The following is a 15104-nucleotide window of genomic DNA, read 5'->3' on the forward strand; positions in this document are numbered from 1 at the left end:
CCTCTACAGATGTAGAGGCCCGGAGGAAGGCAGGGATCCGTCATGTCGGCAGTTCAGGGTCACGCGGTGGTCGCAGGCGCGGGGATCGGCGGACTCACCGCGGCCCTGGCCCTGCACCGCAAGGGCTGGCGGGTGACCGTGTGCGAGCGGGCGCCCGGCCCGGCCGCCGTCGGCGCCGGGATCGTCCTCGCCCCCAACGCCCTGCGCGCCTTCGACACCATCGGCTTCGACATCACCCGCGCGGCGGGACGTACCCTTCCGGCCGCCATGGGCCTGCGCCGCCCCGACGGCCGCTGGCTGAGCCGCGCCGACACCGCGGCCCTGTCCGCCCGCTACGGCGGCCCGCCGCTCGCCGTGCACCGCTCGGCCCTCGCCGACGCCCTGGCCGCCGCGCTCCCCGAGGGGGCGATCCGCTACGGCGTCGCGGTCACCTCCGTGGACGGCGCCGACGGCTTCCCCGTCGTCCGCACCTCGGCCGGCGACCTCGACGGCTCCGCCGATCTCGTGGTCGCCGCGGACGGCATCCACAGCGCGCTGCGCCGCCGGTACTTCCCGGACCACCCGGGCCTGCACCACAGCGGGGAGACCGCCTGGCGCACCGTCCTGCCGGCCGCCGCGAGCCCGGCCGGGGCGTCGACCGCCGAGACCTGGGGCCGCGGCGAGCGCTTCGGCGTGGTCCCGCTCGCCGACGGAAGGACCTACGTCTACGCCACCGCCGTCGCCCCCGAGGGACACCGCCCCGCCGACGTCCGCGCCGAACTCCTTCGCCGGTACGGCACCTGGCACGACCCGATCCCGGCCCTGCTGGAGCGGATCGACCCGGCGGCCGTGCTCCAGCACGACCTGTACGACCTGGCGGCCCCGCTCCCCCGCTTCCACCACGGCCGCCTGGCCTGGCTCGGCGACGCCGCCCACGCCATGACACCCAACCTGGGGCAGGGCGGCTGCCAGGCCGTCGAGGACGCGGTGGTCCTCGCCCACCTGCTGGACGGGACCGGGTCCGCGGGGGTTCCGGCGGCCCTGGCCGCCTACAGCGCGGCCCGCTGCGCCCGCACCGACGCCATCCGCGTCCGGGCCCGGCGCGCGGGCCGGGTCGCCGCCCTCACCCATCCCCTGGCCGTGGCCCTGCGCGACCTCGCCGTCCGCGCCACCCCGGCCCGTGCCGCACACCGGGCGCTGGACGACATCTTCGACGGGTTCACCCTTCCGGCCGGAATGGGCGGCGCACCCACGGGCGTTGGCACTCGTTGGTGAGGTTCGTCGACCGTTCGACACGAAGGCAGGGGAAACCCATGACCACCGGAATCGACTGGGACCACCCGACCGACCCGCGGGCCGGGAGCTGGCAGCTGGAGCACGTCAAACAGTACGTGGGCTCCGGCGGCACCGAGGGCCAGTACTGGAACGGCACGCAAACACTCCTGCTCACCACCGTCGGCCGGGTCTCCGGCAACCCCGTGCGCACCCCCCTCATCTACGGTGAGGCCGACGGCCGCTACCTGCTCGTCGCCTCCAAGGGCGGCGCCGACGAGCACCCCCTGTGGTTCCGCAACCTGCGCGCGCACCCCGAGGTACGCATCCAGGTCGGGACGCGGATCATCCAGGGCACGGCGCGCACCGCGAACGCCGAGGAGCGCGCCGCGTACTGGCCGGTGATGGTGAAGCACTGGCCCGCCTACGACGAGTACCGGGCCAAGACGGACCGCGAGATCCCGATCGTGGTGATCGAGCCCGCCGCGTAGGCGCGTCGGCGGGCCCCCACCCGGGACAGCCCTCAGCGGCAGGTACGCGCCACGCGCTCCAGCTCGTCCGCCCACACGCCGGCGTCCTGCGGACCGACGTGCGGCGCGGCCAGCGACCGTACGTGGAAGCGGTTGCGCGGGGTCGTCTCGTCCGCCTCGCGGATCATCAGGTCCTGGAGGGCGGGCGGGATGGCCCGGTCCTCGCCGAACCGCAGGAACGTGCGCGGCACGCGCCCCCACCGGTCGGGCAGGCCGCGGGCGTCGGCGGCCCCGATCGCCGCGGACTCGTCCGGTTCGAGGATGTTCAGCAGGGTCCGCACCTGCGCGTCGGACCAGTCGGCCGCCAGCGCCTCCTTGACCGCCGCGAAGAAGACGGGGTCAGAGGAGCGCCAGTTGACCCGGTTGACGCCCAGCTCCGGCGGGGTCTTGACGCCGGGGATCCGGAACAGGGCGCTGGAGGCGGCCTCGGGGGTCGTCATCAGCTCCAGCACCGAGCGGTGCTTCGTCGGGCAGAACGCGGACGCGTACACCAAGTGGGAGATCAGCTCGGGCACTTGGTTGGCGACCGCGTTCAGCGTGACCCCGCCGAGGCTCTGGCCGACCAGGACGACGGGACCGTTGCGGTGCGCGGCGCGCACGGCCTCGACCACGTGGGCCGTGAAGTCCGCCGGCGTCACCGCGCCGAGCGGCGACGGTTCCGTGGCCAGCCGCTCCAGATCCTGCGGGGCCTGGTAGGAGACGGGGAAGTAGGCGTCGGGCCCGTGTCCGGGCAGGTCCACCGCGATCGCCCGGTGGCCGCGCACGCCCAGCTCCCGCAGGGCCGGCGCCCAGCCGTAGGAGTTGCTTCCGGAGCCGTGGACGAGGACGAAGACGGGCGCGCCCCGCCTTCGCGTGTCCGCGCGCGCGGCGGAGGCCCCCGCCCCCACCGCCGCGGCCGCACCGGCCCCGGCCACGGCCGCCTTCAGTACGCCGCGCCGTGACCGCCCGCCGGCACGCTCGGCGCCACTGTTGTCACTCACACCACTCGCGTTACTCATGAGTAACACTCTAGAGCCGGCCCCCACATGACCGGCTGCTTTCGGCCAGGCGGCACGGGGCGCCCGGCGGCCCGGCTCAGTGCCCCAGCACCGCCATCGCCGCGTTGTGGCCGGGGACCCCGCTGACGCCGCCGCCGCGGACCGCGCCCGCGCCGCACAGCAGGACGTTGGGACGGGCCGTCTCCACGCCCCACCGCCCTGCGTCCGGGTCCCCGTAAGGCCAGGACAGGTCGCGGTGGAAGATGTGGCCGCCGGGCAGCCGCAGTTCGCGTTCCAGGTCCAGCGGGGTCTTCGCCTCGATGCACGGGCGGCCGTCCGCGTCGAAGGCCAGGCAGTCGGTGAGCGGCTCGGCCAGGTGAGCGTCGAGCTGCGCGAGGGTGGCGGTCAGCAGCACCTCGCGGGCCTGCTGGTTGTCGTGCCCGAACAGCCTGGCCGGGGTGTGCAGGCCGAAGAGGGTGAGCGTCTGGTAGCCCTGCTCGACCAGTTCGGGTCCCAGGATCGTCGGGTCGGCCAGCGAGTGGCAGTAGATCTCCGAGGGCGGTACGGACGGCAGTTCCCCGGCAGCGGCCTCCGCGTAGGCCCGGGCGAGCTCCGAGTACCCCTCGGCGATGTGGAAGGTTCCGCCGAAGGCCTCGCGCGGGTCGACGGTGGTGTCCCGCAGCCGTGGCAGCCTGCGCAGCAGCATGTTGACCTTGAGCTGAGCGCCCTCGGGTGCCGCCGCCGGGTCCTCGGGCGCGCTCTCGCCGAGCAGTTCGGCCAGCGCCCGCGGCGATGCGTTGACCAGCACCGTGCGGCCGACGACCCGGCCCTCGCCGGTCGCCGTACGGAACACCACCTCGGCCGGAGCGACCCCGTCCGTGTCGATCCGCAGCACCTCGTGGCCGGTGGCGATCTCCGCCCCGGCCTTGGTCGCGGCCGCGGCGAGGGCGTCCGTCAGGGCGCCCATGCCTCCGACCGGCACGTCCCAGTCGCCGGTCCCGCCGCCGATGACGTGGTAGAGGAAGCACCGGTTCTGGGCGAGTGAGGGGTCGTGCGCATCCGCGAAGGTGCCGATGAGGCCGTCGGTCAGGACCACTCCGCGGACCAGGTCGTCGCTGAAGTGCCGTTCCACCGCCTGCCCCAGCGGCTCCTCGAACAGCATCCGCCACGCGGCCTCGTCGTCGACCCTGGCCCGCAGCTCCGCCCGGGTGGGCAGCGGCTCGGTCAGGGTCGGGAACACCTTGCGGGCCACCTGCCCTGTGGTCGCGTAGAAGGCTCGCCAGCTCTCGTACTCCCGGGCCGAACCGGTCAGCCGGGCGAAGGACTCCCGGGTGCGCTCCTCTCCCCCGCCCACGAGCAGTCCGCCGGGCCGGCCGTCGCGCTCGGTCGGCGTGTACGAGGAGACGGTGCGCCGGCGTACGGCGAAGCGCAGTTCCAGGTCGCGCACGATCTTCTCGGGCAGCAGGGAGACCAGGTACGAGTAGCGGGAGAGGCGGGCGTCGACGCCCGCGAAGGGTCTGCTGGAGATCGCCGCCCCGCCGGTGTTGCCGAGCCGCTCCAGGACCAGCACCGAGCGGCCGGCCCGGGCCAGGTACGCGGCGGCCACCAGCCCGTTGTGCCCGCCGCCCACGATCACGTCGTCGTACACGTCCCGCCCGAAGGTCGTCATGGCTCTTGGTAGCACACCTGGCCGAGCCGCTCCAGACAGTGGGCCTCGTCGGCGTGGGCCAGCACCGTCTCGGGATGGTCGTCGCCCAGTGACCGTTCGCGGATGCCGGACAGGTCCCGGTAGATCGGCAGGGCCTCGTCCCAGCGGCCCAGCCTGCCCAGGCCGACGGCCAGTTCGCGGCGGCTGACCAGGGTGTCCGCGTGTTCGGCGCCGAGCGCCGCGGCGCGCGCGGCGGCCACCTGCCGGGCCTCGGCCACCGCCTCCTCCCACCGGTCCAGGCGGCCCAGGTTGACGCCGAGGACGTGCCGGGCGCGCAGCGTCTCGGGGTCGGCCGCCCCGTAGGCGCGGGTGCGGTCGCGGACCAGGGCCCGGAAGAGGTCGAGGGCCTGAGCGCTGCTGCCGGTGCGGCCGAGGGCGATGCCGACCTCGTAGCGGGCGGCCAGGGTGTCGGGGTGGTCGTGGCCGAGGACCCGTTCGCGTGCGGCGGCGACCTCTCGGAAGCCGGCCAGCGCCTCCTGCCAGCGATCGAGGCGACCGAGCACGTACGCCGCCTCGTACCGGGTCAGCAGGGTGTCGGCGTGCTCGGCGCCGAGGACGGCCGCCCGGTCCGCGGCGACCGCGACGGCCGTGGCGTGGGCCTCCGCGTACCGGCCCAGCGCCCGTAGTGCACAGGCCAGGTTGTGGCGGCAGCGCAGCGTGTCGGGGTGGAGCTGTCCCATGGTCCGCTCGCGGGCGACGAGCACCGCGCGGTAGACGTCGTGGGCCTCCTGGTGGCGGCCGAGCCGGCCCATCTCGTACGCCGCCTCCTGGCGCGCGGCGAGGGTGTCGGCGTGGTCCGGGCCGAGGACCCGGGCGCGCCCGTCGGCCACTGCCGCGTATACGGACAAGGCCTCCTCGGAGCGGCCCGCGCGGCTGAGGGCGTAGGCGCGGGCGTGGCCGGCGGCGAGGGCGTCGGAGCCGTTCTCGCGCGGGCCGGCGGGACGCGGGAAGCCGTACGCCGCGGTGAGGCGGGGGTCCTCGGCGGGGGCGGGGCGCACGATGGTGCCGCCGGGGCGGACCGCGTGCCGCTCCCCGTCCGGGCCCGGGACGGGCTGTTCACCGCTGGAGCGCACGGCCGTCCAGGAGCCGGTGAGCACGGCCCATTCGCCGCTCGCGGGACGCGCCTCGATGCCGGCCTTGCGGCCGGCGGTCATGCCGTGAGCCCAGGCCGGGAGCGGGGCGGGGGCGCCGGGCAGGGCGCCCGGACCCAGCCGGGACTCGACGAGGCTGCGGTGCACGTCGCGGGCGTCCTGAGGACGGTCGTCGGGGCACTTGGCGAGCAGGTCCAGGACGACCTGCTCGAAGTAGCCGGGCAGCTCGGGGCGGTGCTCGCGCAGCGGTACGGGCGGAGTGTCGCGGTGGCCGATGAGCACCGACCAGGAATCGCCGAGGTCGAAGGGCGGGGCGCCGGTGGCGATCTCGTACAGGACGCAGCCGAGGGAGTAGAGGTCGCTGCGGTGGTCGACCTCGCCGCCCGCGATCTGCTCGGGCGACATGTAGTGCGGGGTGCCCATGGCCATGCCGCCGCCGGTGAGTTTGGCGGTGAAGCCGATGTCGTGCGCGAGGCGGGCGATGCCGAAGTCACAGATCTTCACCGTGCCGTCGACGAGCCGCATGATGTTGGCCGGCTTCAGGTCGCGGTGGACGACGCCCTGGTCATGCGTGTAACCGAGGGCGGCGGCCATCTGCTCCGCGATGTCGACGACCACGTCCACGGGCAGCGGCCGGGTCTCGTTGTCCTCCATGAGCTGGCTGAGGTTGCGGCCTTCGAGCAGCTCCATGACGAGGTAGAGGGGGCCGCCGGCGGCGCTGTCGTCGCCGAAGTCGTGGACGACGGTGACCCCGCGGTGCTGGAGGGACGCTGCCACGCGCGCCTCACGCCTGAAGCGCTCGCGCAGCACCTGCGTGAAGTGGGCGTCCTGTTCGGCGCCGATCGGCTTGAGGCACTTCACGGCGACATGCCGGCCCAGCGATTCGTCCCGGGCGCGCCATACCTCGCCCATGCCGCCGCGCCCGATCAGATCGAGCGACCGGTACCGGCCCTGGATCAGCCTGGACTCCGCCATGTCTTGAAGTCGCCCCCGTCGTCGCGCTACGCCCTCCCCGGCCGGTCCAGTATGGCCGCTGATGTACGCAGTGTGTACGGGGAGGGGCGGCTCGCGGGGCCCATGCGGCGCATCGCTTTCAAGATGTGACCTGGGGGCAGCTTCCAGCGCAGACCTGCGGGAATGCTGCGCAGCACGCGTCCCGTGAGGCGCAGGCGCCGGGTGACGCTGCGCGGGGCGGGAGCGGGCCGCCCGTACAGCTGGTGCGCCCAGTCGGGGAGGGAGCCGTACGCGAGGCCGGCGAGCGGGCGCCACAGCAGGTTTCGGCCAGGCACCAGAAGGGGATGGACGGGCGGGCCGCGCAGGAAGTCGTCCACGGCGAGGGCGTCGGGGCCGGCGGCGAGTTCGGGGCGGACCTCGTCGAAGTAGGCGGCGAGCTGGGCGGTGTCGGCGGGGACGCCGGCCGGATCGAGGCCGACGAGGCGTGCGTTGACGCGGTTCTCGTCGACGTAGCGGTCGGCCTGGGCGGGGGTGAGCGTGATGCCGGACCGGCGCAGGACGTGCAGGAAGCTGTCGATCTGCGCGCAGTGGATCCACAGCAGCAGCCCGGGGTCGTCGACGGGGAAGGTGCGGCCGGTGGCCGGATCTGTGGCGGACAGCCTGCGATGGATGGCGCGGACGCGGCTGCCGGCGCGCTCGGCGGCCTCGGTGGTGCCGTAGGTGAGGGTGCCGACGAAGTCGGCGGTGCGCATCAGTCGGCCCCAGGCGTCGCGGCGGAAGTCGGAGTTCTCCGTGACCCCGCGGACGGCGCGCGGGTGGAGGGCCTGGAGGTAGAGGGCGCGGACCCCGGCGATCCACATCATCGGGTCGCCGTGGCACTGCCAGGTGACGGACGCGGGGCCGTAGAGCCCCGGGTCGGCGCCGGATCCCGTCCCCGCCGCGGGCTCGGGTCCGTGCTCGGGTTCGCTTCCGGGCCGGGGCCCGGGTCCGGTCGCGGTGTTCCCCATCCCGTACCTCCCCGTCGCAGGCGCCCGGTGGTTCCAGCCTACCGAGCGGGAGGCTGGGGGCGGGCGGCCGTGGGCGATCCGCAGGGACGGTTCGGACCGGTGCCCGCACGGGTGTCCGTCGCCGCGGAACGGGCAGGTGCCTGGCGTGAAGCTCATCCCTCGGCGGCGCGGACGCAAGTGGCGTCGTCGGCGAGCGCTCGCCCGTTGGCTGCCCCGAGCCGTCCTCATCCGGATCGGCAGGCGGCTGGCGGTGTGGAGTCTGCGCCTCGCGATGTGGGGAGCGCGCAAGGCACTCCGGCGCATGGTGCGCCGTGCTGCCCGGCCTCACGGCCGTGTGACGAGGCCGCCATGACGGCACAGGTACTCGTGGGCGTGGACGGCTCACCCGAGAGTCTCGCGGCAGTGGAGTGGGCCGCGCACGAGGCGGCGCTGCGCCACGTCCCGTTGTGCCTGCTGCACGTGGAGGAGCCGATGCGGACGCAGCGGGTCCACGGGCAGGTCGCCTTCGCCGCGGCCTCGCGTTCACGAGCCGTGTTGCGCGACGCTGCGGACCGGGCACGCCGGGGCCGGCCGCAGCTGCGGGTGGCCACCCGTTGCTACCTGGGGCGCGTCGCCGAGACGCTGCGCGGGGCGGCGGACGAGGCAGACCTGATGGTCGTCGGATCGCGTGCACTCGGTGAGATCGCCGGCTTCCTGCTCGGCTCGGTGTCGCAGGCCGTCGCCGGGACGGCCGGGCGACCGGTGGTGCTGGTGCGGGCGGACTGCGCGGACACCGCCGCGCGCACGGCGGTCGTCGCCGGCCTCGGGCTGTCGGACCGCGGCGAGGCACTGCTCGGCTTCGTCTTCGCCGAGGCCGATCGCAGGGGCGGTGGGCTGCGCGTCCTGCACTGCTGGGGTCCGTCCGCGGCCTCCGTGTCCTCGGGTACGGCGGACCCCGGCGACGACGAGCGGGGGCGGCGCGCGGTGGAGCGCATGACCGAGCTGCTGCGACCGTGGCGGCGGAGGTATCCGGGTGTACGCGTGATCCCCGAGGCCGTCTTCGGCTCTCCCGTGGCCGGACTCTCGCAGGCGGCGCGGGGAGCGGGGCTCCTGGCCATCGGCCGGCGTCGGAGGCGGCTGCCGCTGGGGCCGCACCTCGGCCATGTCACGCATGCCGTGATCAACCACAGCACGGCCCCGGTCGCCGTGGTCCCCCTGGCCTGAGGACGCCCGCCCCACGGGCGCGCCGTGCGACACGCCCCGCGCCGTGGGCCGCCGCACGGCCCGGGACGGGGGGCGAGCGGCATAGTGGTGGGGTGACCACCGAACACGACGACGCAGGCGGCGGCAGCACCCCTGGCACCCGTTCCCCGGAGCCGGGGGGCGGAGGGGACGAAGAGGCGCAAGTCATCGTGGTGGGCGCCGGACCGGCCGGTTCCGCCGCGGCGGTGAACCTGGCCCGAGCGGGCCTGGACGTGCTGCTGCTGGAGAAGAGCGGCTTCCCGCGGGAGAAGGTCTGCGGCGACGGCCTGACACCGCGGGCCGTTCACCAGCTCGTACGGCTCGGCATCGACGTCAACGCTCCCGGCTGGATGCGCAACAAGGGCATGCGGTGGGTGTGCGAGGGCAATCAGGTGGAGCTGGACTGGCCGCGTCTGGGCAGCCTCCCCGATTTCGGGCTGACCCGCAGCCGCCACGACTTCGACGGTCTCCTCGCCGCTCACGCCCGGGCCGCCGGAGCCCGCCTGCGGACCCAGGTGAAGGTGACGGCCCCCCTGACCGACCGCTCCGGGCGCATCACCGGGGTGACCGCCACGCACGGTCCGGACAAGCAACCGGTCAGCTACCGGGCGCCACTGGTCGTCGCCGCCGACGGCGCCTCCGCACGGATCGCGGTGGCCCTCGGCCTGGCTCGCGACGCGGGCCGCCCGGTCGCCGCGGCGGCCCGCCGCTACTACCGCAGCGAGGCCCGTACCCACGACCCCTACCTCGAACTCTGGGCGGATCTGCGCTGTCCGCACACGGGGCTGGACCTCCCCGGGTACGGCTGGGTGTTCCCTCTCGGTGACGGGCGCGTCAACATCGGCCTCGGCGGCCTGCCGCAGCGGCGCAGCCGGCCCGTGGACCTTCGAGCCGCCATGGAGCACTGGCTCCCCCGCCTCCCGCCGGGCTGGGGCGTGCGGGAGGACAGCGCCGACTCGCCCCTGCGCAGCGCGCCCCTGCCGATGGGATTGAACCGCCGGCCTCAGTACCGGCGGGGTCTGCTGCTGGTCGGCGACAGCGCGGGCATGGTCAGTCCGTGGAGCGGTGAGGGCATCGGCCAGGCCATGGAAGCCTCGGAGGTCGCGGCGGAGACCATCGCCCTGGCCCTGGCCAGGCCGCCCGGGCCGAGGCGCGAGCACGCGCTGGAGCAGTACCCCGTGGAGATCCGGCGCCGCTGGGGGCGCTACTACCGGCTGGGCAACCTCGCCAGTGATCTCGTCTTCTCCCGCTACGGTTTCCGGGCGCTCCTCCACCCTCGCGTCATGGCCTCGCCCGTGCTCGTGCGCACCCTGGCCCGCCTGCTCACCGACGTGAGCGCCGAACCGGGCCGCGACACCGTCGACGCCGTCCTGCACACGCTCCTGCGCCTCGTGCCGACTCCGCGGCGATGACGCCGCCGCCGGGCCTCGGACCGTTCGGCTTCGGCGCATCAAGCCGAAACGGGTGTACGCGCCGTCGGAACGGGCACCCGCTGGGTGGCGGGGTACGACTCACCCGTGCTTTTCGTGCAGGTTTTGGAGGTGTCGAGGATGGCCGCAGGCAAGAAGGCCAAGAACGTCGGCAAGTCCGTCAAGGGAAAGGCGAAGGAGGTCACCGGCAAGGCCGTCGGCAACGAGAGCCTGGAGACGAAGGGCCGTGCCGAGCAGGCCGCAGGTGATGCGAAGCAGGCCGCTCAGAAGGCGAAGGACGCTCTCAAGCACTGACGACCATGACGGACGCGCAGAGGCCGGCGGCCGAGCCGCCGGCCTCTGCGCGTGTCCGTCGCGCCCGCCCGCGCCCTTCAGCGCCGGCGAGACCGCCGGGGCGGCGCTTCTTCCTCCTCGTCCTCTTCCTCGGCCTCGTCCTCGTCCTCGTATTCCTCGCCGCCGTCGTCGGGCTCGTCCCCCTCTTCGTCCTCTTCGCCCTCGTACTCCTCCTCGTCCGCGTATTCGCCCTCGTCCTCGTCGGCTTCCTGGTCGGCTTCCTCCTCGCCCTCGGGGTAGGCGTCCTCCTCGGCGGCGCCCTCTTCGTCCTCTTCGCCCTCTTCCGGCTCCTCGGCCGCCGCCTCTTCCTCTTCCAGGGCCTCTTCGTGCGTGACGACGACCTCGCCGTCCCGGATCTCTCCGCGCCAGCCCTCCGGCTCATCGTTGGAGAGGCTGACGAAGCGGTTGAAGTTCTTCAGGTCGAGCCGCATGCGCCGGCCCTGGGCACGCCAGATGTTTCCCGTCTTCTCGAAGAAGCCGGCGGGGTAGTACTCGACGACGAGGACGATCCGGGTGAGCGACGGGGCCAGCTCATGGAAACTCACGCAGCCGCGCGTGGTTCCTTTGGCGCCCTCCGAGGACCAGACGATCCTGTCGTCCGGCACTTGTTCCTGGACCGTGGCCTTCCAGCTGCGTGTGGAGGGCCCGACCTTGACCTTCCAGTCCGAGGTCGTGTCGTCGTTCTTCGAGACGCTGCGCACACCCTTCGTGAAACCGCTGAAGTTCTCGTACTGGGTCCAGTGGTCGTAGACGGTGCGCAACGGCAGTCCCACATCCAAGGTTTCCATGATGTGCATCGCCTTGGTGCCGCCCTTGCGCCCCTTGCCCTTGCCCTTGCCTCCGAAGAGGCTGCCGGCCGTGTCGCTGATCTTGTCCTTCAGCCCGCTGAACGTCTGCCCGAGCACGGCTTTCGCCGGTGAGTCCCCTTGGAGGAGTCTGCCTCCGATGCCGGCGAGGGAGCCTCCGTTCTCCGCGACGTCGGAGAGGCGGTCGGTAAGGTCTCCCACCTTGTCCACGGCCTTGTCCGCCAGGCCTTCGGCCTGGGCGGAGACGTAGTTGCCGAGTTCACCGAGCAGCTTGTCGAAACCGGACTGCCCGTCCTTGGAGCCGTTCTTGGAGCCCTGCTGTGTGGTTGCCATGGTTCACCTCCGCGCCGTCGGCTTGCGGCGGGCCGTTTTCTTGGCCGCGGTGGTCTTGGCGGCACTCTTGGACGCGGCCTGGCGGCCGGGGGGCTTCTTCGCCGCGCTCTTCTTGGCGGGGGCCTTCTTCGCGGCGGGTCTGCTCGCTGACGTCTTCGCCGCCGCCTTCTTGGCCGGTGCCTTGGGCGCTGAGCGTCCGCTCGCCGACTTCTTGGTGGTCGCCTTCTTCGCCGGAGCGGACTTCTTCGCCGGAGCGGCCTTCTTGGCGGGGGCGGCCTTCTTCGCCGGAGCCGACTTCTTGGCCGGAGCTGACTTCTTCGCCGGAGCTGACTTCTTTGCGGGAGCCGACTTCTTCGCCGGAGCCGCCTTCTTGGCGGGAGCTGACTTCTTCGCCGGAGCGGCCTTCCCGGGTGCGCTCCTACCCGCGGGTGCGCTGCGCTGTTCCGCCTTGGTCGTACGGCCGGAGGTGGGGCGACGGCGGGCCGGACGTCGGCGTGCCGCGGGCTCTTCCTCGTCCTCCCCTTCCTCTTCCTCGGGCTCTTCCTCGGGCTCCTCCTCGGGCTCCTCCTCGGGCTCCTCCTCGGGCTCCTCCTCGGGCTCCTCCTCGGGCTCCTCCTCGGCCTCCTCCTCGGCCTCCTCCTCAGGCTCCTCCTCAGGCTCCTCCTCAGGCTCCTCCTCGGGCTCCTCCTCGGGCTCCTGCTCAGCCTCCTCCTCGGGCTCCTGCTCAGCCTCCTCCTCGTCCTCCGGCGCCTCCGGCTTCCGGGCGGACGCCGAGCGGCGGCGGGCCGACCGCCGACGGGGGGCGGGCTCCTCCTCGGGCTCCTCCTCGACCTCTTCCCCAGGCTCTTCCTCGTCCTGCTCGTCCTCGTACTCGTACTCCTCGTCCTCCGGTTCCTGCTCTTCCTCGTCGCCTTCGGACCCCTGGTAGGGCTCCTCCTCGTAGGCCGCGTCCTGCTCCCCACCCTCGTCCTCGTCCTCGTACTCCTCCTCGTCCGCGTCTTCCTCGTCCGCGTCTTCCTCGTCACGGCGGCCGACGGCGAGCGTCCGCTGGTGGAGCGAGTCGGCGAGCTGGGACAGCTGACGGTTGGCAGCGGCCGTCAGCGCCTTGCGGCCGGCGTCCAGCGCCTCGCCCCGGATCTGCTCGCCGAGCTCGGAGACCTGAGGCATCTCACTCAGCTTCTTCAGGCCTTGTGTCGCAAGCTCCCGGGGGTCCAGGCCGAGGCGGCGGCCGGCGACGAACGTCGCCAGGCTGAGGGCCATGCGACCCTTTTTAGCCCGCCCCAGCACATAGCCACCGACAATGGCGGCCCCCAGGGCGATCTTGGTCGTGTCGTCCATGAGCCCTTTCCCTTCACCACGTGCGCCCGGTGGCCACCGCCTTTGCACTCCACGTGCTCCCGCTGCCGCGGATGCACGCCGGGGTGACGGGACGCGCTGATCGCTCGGTTACTAAGTGGCTGCCCCGCTGATGCCAGATATGCCTCGTATGATGTGAAAATCTGGTTTTTGTTCTGATCTCAGGCGTTTGATCTTCATGCCAGCGGGCAGCCCTAGGGGCAGTTCGCGAGGGGAGTGGGCCATGGCCCCAGCAGAGCCCGCGCGCCGCCGGCGCTCTCCGTCGGACGGCGGTGACGACGGCGCAGAGACGAGCAGGCCCGGCCGCAACGCCCCGCCCCGCAAGCCGGTCGCGCGCCGTGGCACTCCGGGGGCGGCCGCCGCAATGCGCCTGGCGGCCCGGCAGCTTTCGGAGCTGCTCGGGCGTCCGCCCGAGTCGGTGTCGGCCCTGAAGCCCACGGAGGACGGCTGGGAGGCCCAGGTCGAGGTCGTGGAGCTGGAACGCATCCCCGACACGACCAGCGTCCTGGCCAGCTACAAGGTCACGATGGACGAAGAAGGGGAGCTCATCTCCTACGAGAGGACACGGCGGTACAGCAGGGGAATGATCGACCGGCCGGCGTGAGGGTCACCGGCCACCGGTGAAGGGAAGCGGCCATGACAGTGATGCCGCAAGGTGGAAGCAGCGTCAGCAGAGGCGGGGGCGGCGGCACCAGCAGCCTCTACGACGTCCTGGAACTGATCCTTGACCGCGGGCTGGTCATCGACGTCTTCGTCCGTGTCTCCCTGGTCGGGATCGAGATCCTGAAGATCGACGCGAGGATCGTCGTGGCCAGCGTCGACACCTACCTGCGCTTCGCCGAGGCCTGCAACCGGCTCGACCTCGAAGCGGGCCGCAAGGCGCCCGCGCAGCTGACGGACGTCGTCGGCGGCATGGTCGAGAGCGGCGCGCAGGGCAAGTCCAAGGGCGCGCTCAGCGGGGCGGTGGACGCCGTGACGCAGTCCCTGACCGGCAAGTCCGGCAAGTCCGGGACAGAGGACGAGCGGGAGGAGGAGGAGCCCGAGGAGGAAGAGGCCCCGCGGCGCCGCCGGCCCGCACGCCGCCCGGTCCGCCGTGAGAAGGAGTGAGGGAGCGCGCGATGGCTGTGTACGTGTATGCGATCATCGGGGCCGAGCACCCTTGCCGTCTGGACGGGCTGACCGGCGTAGGGGCGCAGCCCGGGGCGCTCCGCGCCGTCACCACGGAACAGCTGTCCGCGGTCGTCAGTGACGTGGACGAGGAGATCCGTCCCAAGCGCCGCGACCTGACCGCCCACCAGGAGGTCCAGACGAGCCTGATGGCGGACGGCGCGGTCCTGCCCCTGCAGTTCGGGTACATCGCCCCCGACGAGCAGACGGTCCGGGAGGCCCTCCTGCAACGCACGGCGTCCTACCTCGAATCCTTGGAGCGGGTCCAAGGCTGCGCCGAGTACAACATCAAGGCGTCGCAGGACGAGGAGGCACTCCTGCGCGAGATCCTCGACGAGTTCCCGGAAGCGCGGAAGCTCAACGACCGGATCCGGGGAGGCGACACCGACCCCCGACTCCCCCTCCAGCTGGGAGAACTCGTCGCCACGGAGGTGCGCGGCCGGCAGGAGACGCTCGCCGCCGGCCTCGTCCAGGCCCTGGTCGGATTCGCGCGCGAGCATGCCGTCCGCGCCCCCGTCGACGGCGACGTGCTCAACCTCTCGCTCCTGGTCCACAGCGACCAGAAGGACGAGTTCCTCGACGCCGAGGCCGGCCTCGCCGAGCAGGTCGAAGGTGTCGACTTCCGCTTCGGCGGACCGCTGCCGCCGTACAGCTTCGTCTAGGGCGCTCAGGAGGAGCCATGGGGCTGCTGACCGGACTGCTGACCTCACCGCTGGCGCCCATGCGCGCCGTGGTGTGGGTGGCACAGCGCGTCGCCGACAAGGCGACCGAGGAGTACTACGATCCCGCCCCCGTCTGGGCGGCGCTCGCCGACCTCGAGGGCCGGCTCCAGCGGGGTGAGATCGACCCCGACACCTTCGAGGTCATGGAGGACGAACTCCTCGACCGGCTCGACGAGATCACGAGATACCGGCAGCAGGGTCTGCCGTGACCTGGGAGG

The 15104-nt window shown here is 73.1% G+C and carries 15 protein-coding genes; 9 read left to right on the forward strand and 6 right to left on the reverse strand.

Annotation, left to right across the window (positions count from 1 at the left end; all coding sequences use genetic code 11):
- Positions 1-42: 42 nt before the first annotated feature.
- Positions 43-1254, forward strand: a complete 1212-nt coding sequence (locus AB0F82_RS04835) for an FAD-dependent monooxygenase (protein ID WP_362624076.1) — start codon at positions 43-45, stop codon at positions 1252-1254.
- Between the two features lie 38 nt (positions 1255-1292).
- Complete coding sequence (locus tag AB0F82_RS04840; RefSeq protein ID WP_362624079.1) at positions 1293-1742, forward strand: nitroreductase family deazaflavin-dependent oxidoreductase; 450 nt, start codon at positions 1293-1295, stop codon at positions 1740-1742.
- Positions 1743-1774: 32 nt separating this feature from the next.
- Here AB0F82_RS04840 and AB0F82_RS04845 read toward each other — a convergent pair whose 3' ends face one another.
- The 4 genes from AB0F82_RS04845 to AB0F82_RS04860 all read right to left on the reverse strand — a co-directional run bounded on the left by AB0F82_RS04845 (position 1775) and on the right by AB0F82_RS04860 (position 7518).
- Positions 1775-2779: an alpha/beta fold hydrolase gene (locus tag AB0F82_RS04845; RefSeq protein WP_362624082.1), complete on the reverse strand. Its 1005-nt coding sequence runs from the start codon at positions 2777-2779 to the stop codon at positions 1775-1777.
- A gap of 76 nt (positions 2780-2855) precedes the next feature.
- Entirely contained in the window at positions 2856-4427 is a 1572-nt protein-coding gene (locus tag AB0F82_RS04850; protein WP_362624085.1) for a phytoene desaturase family protein, read from the reverse strand.
- The gene (locus tag AB0F82_RS04855; protein ID WP_362624088.1) at positions 4424-6532 is read right to left on the reverse strand and encodes a serine/threonine-protein kinase; all 2109 of its coding nucleotides are present in this window, start codon (positions 6530-6532) and stop codon (positions 4424-4426) included. Before AB0F82_RS04855 ends, AB0F82_RS04850 begins: the two co-directional genes overlap by 4 nt.
- A gap of 26 nt (positions 6533-6558) precedes the next feature.
- On the reverse strand, positions 6559-7518 hold the full coding sequence (locus AB0F82_RS04860; RefSeq protein WP_362624091.1) for an oxygenase MpaB family protein: 960 nt from the start codon (positions 7516-7518) through the stop codon (positions 6559-6561).
- Positions 7519-7866: 348 nt separating this feature from the next.
- On the opposite strand from AB0F82_RS04860, the gene AB0F82_RS04865 reads away from it, so the two are divergent.
- The 3 genes from AB0F82_RS04865 (at position 7867) to AB0F82_RS04875 (ending at position 10463) form a co-directional block, all read left to right on the forward strand.
- Positions 7867-8721 carry a universal stress protein gene (locus tag AB0F82_RS04865; protein ID WP_362624093.1) on the forward strand — a complete coding sequence of 285 codons (855 nt, stop codon included), beginning with the start codon at positions 7867-7869 and terminating at the stop codon, positions 8719-8721.
- Positions 8722-8813: 92 nt separating this feature from the next.
- The gene (locus tag AB0F82_RS04870) at positions 8814-10151 is read left to right on the forward strand and encodes a geranylgeranyl reductase family protein (RefSeq protein WP_436842034.1); all 1338 of its coding nucleotides are present in this window, start codon (positions 8814-8816) and stop codon (positions 10149-10151) included.
- Positions 10152-10289: 138 nt separating this feature from the next.
- Entirely contained in the window at positions 10290-10463 is a 174-nt protein-coding gene (locus tag AB0F82_RS04875) for a CsbD family protein (protein ID WP_356813372.1), read from the forward strand.
- A gap of 77 nt (positions 10464-10540) precedes the next feature.
- On the opposite strand, the gene AB0F82_RS04880 is transcribed toward AB0F82_RS04875, so the two are convergent.
- Positions 10541-11641, reverse strand: coding sequence for an SRPBCC family protein (locus AB0F82_RS04880; RefSeq protein ID WP_362624096.1), 1101 nt, complete (start codon positions 11639-11641; stop codon positions 10541-10543).
- Positions 11642-11644: 3 nt separating this feature from the next.
- Positions 11645-12979: a histone protein gene (locus AB0F82_RS04885; RefSeq protein ID WP_362624098.1), complete on the reverse strand. Its 1335-nt coding sequence runs from the start codon at positions 12977-12979 to the stop codon at positions 11645-11647.
- A 241-nt stretch (positions 12980-13220) separates the two neighbouring features.
- On the opposite strand from AB0F82_RS04885, the gene AB0F82_RS04890 reads away from it, so the two are divergent.
- The 4 genes from AB0F82_RS04890 to AB0F82_RS04905 are packed head-to-tail and all read left to right on the forward strand — an operon-like array spanning position 13221 to position 15095.
- Positions 13221-13601 carry a gas vesicle protein gene (locus tag AB0F82_RS04890; protein WP_362624101.1) on the forward strand — a complete coding sequence of 127 codons (381 nt, stop codon included), beginning with the start codon at positions 13221-13223 and terminating at the stop codon, positions 13599-13601.
- Between the two features lie 32 nt (positions 13602-13633).
- Positions 13634-14104 (forward strand): gas vesicle structural protein GvpA, encoded by a 471-nt coding sequence (locus AB0F82_RS04895; protein ID WP_362624104.1) that lies wholly within the window; start codon positions 13634-13636, stop codon positions 14102-14104.
- A gap of 11 nt (positions 14105-14115) precedes the next feature.
- Positions 14116-14826 carry a GvpL/GvpF family gas vesicle protein gene (locus AB0F82_RS04900; protein WP_362624107.1) on the forward strand — a complete coding sequence of 237 codons (711 nt, stop codon included), beginning with the start codon at positions 14116-14118 and terminating at the stop codon, positions 14824-14826.
- A gap of 17 nt (positions 14827-14843) precedes the next feature.
- Positions 14844-15095 carry a gas vesicle protein GvpG gene (locus AB0F82_RS04905; protein ID WP_362624109.1) on the forward strand — a complete coding sequence of 84 codons (252 nt, stop codon included), beginning with the start codon at positions 14844-14846 and terminating at the stop codon, positions 15093-15095.
- Positions 15096-15104 lie beyond the last annotated feature (9 nt).

This window comes from Streptomyces virginiae (assembly GCF_040638905.1).
Taxonomy (GTDB): domain Bacteria; phylum Actinomycetota; class Actinomycetes; order Streptomycetales; family Streptomycetaceae; genus Streptomyces; species Streptomyces virginiae_B.

Bases quoted from the DNA above. Each gene is read 5' to 3' on its own strand.
- AB0F82_RS04875 (WP_356813372.1), top strand. From the start codon at position 10,290: ATGGCCGCAGGCAAGAAGGCCAAGAACGTCGGCAAGTCCGTCAAGGGA.
- AB0F82_RS04895 (WP_362624104.1), top strand. From the start codon at position 13,634: ATGACAGTGATGCCGCAAGGTGGAAGCAGCGTCAGCAGAGGCGGGGGC.
- AB0F82_RS04900 (WP_362624107.1), top strand. From the start codon at position 14,116: ATGGCTGTGTACGTGTATGCGATCATCGGGGCCGAGCACCCTTGCCGT.
- AB0F82_RS04860 (WP_362624091.1), bottom strand. From the start codon at position 7,518: ATGGGGAACACCGCGACCGGACCCGGGCCCCGGCCCGGAAGCGAACCC.
- AB0F82_RS04850 (WP_362624085.1), bottom strand. From the start codon at position 4,427: ATGACGACCTTCGGGCGGGACGTGTACGACGACGTGATCGTGGGCGGC.
- AB0F82_RS04835 (WP_362624076.1), top strand. From the start codon at position 43: ATGTCGGCAGTTCAGGGTCACGCGGTGGTCGCAGGCGCGGGGATCGGC.
- AB0F82_RS04855 (WP_362624088.1), bottom strand. From the start codon at position 6,532: ATGGCGGAGTCCAGGCTGATCCAGGGCCGGTACCGGTCGCTCGATCTG.
- AB0F82_RS04905 (WP_362624109.1), top strand. From the start codon at position 14,844: ATGGGGCTGCTGACCGGACTGCTGACCTCACCGCTGGCGCCCATGCGC.
- AB0F82_RS04840 (WP_362624079.1), top strand. From the start codon at position 1,293: ATGACCACCGGAATCGACTGGGACCACCCGACCGACCCGCGGGCCGGG.
- AB0F82_RS04865 (WP_362624093.1), top strand. From the start codon at position 7,867: ATGACGGCACAGGTACTCGTGGGCGTGGACGGCTCACCCGAGAGTCTC.
- AB0F82_RS04885 (WP_362624098.1), bottom strand. From the start codon at position 12,979: ATGGACGACACGACCAAGATCGCCCTGGGGGCCGCCATTGTCGGTGGC.
- AB0F82_RS04880 (WP_362624096.1), bottom strand. From the start codon at position 11,641: ATGGCAACCACACAGCAGGGCTCCAAGAACGGCTCCAAGGACGGGCAG.
- AB0F82_RS04845 (WP_362624082.1), bottom strand. From the start codon at position 2,779: ATGAGTAACGCGAGTGGTGTGAGTGACAACAGTGGCGCCGAGCGTGCC.
- AB0F82_RS04890 (WP_362624101.1), top strand. From the start codon at position 13,221: ATGGCCCCAGCAGAGCCCGCGCGCCGCCGGCGCTCTCCGTCGGACGGC.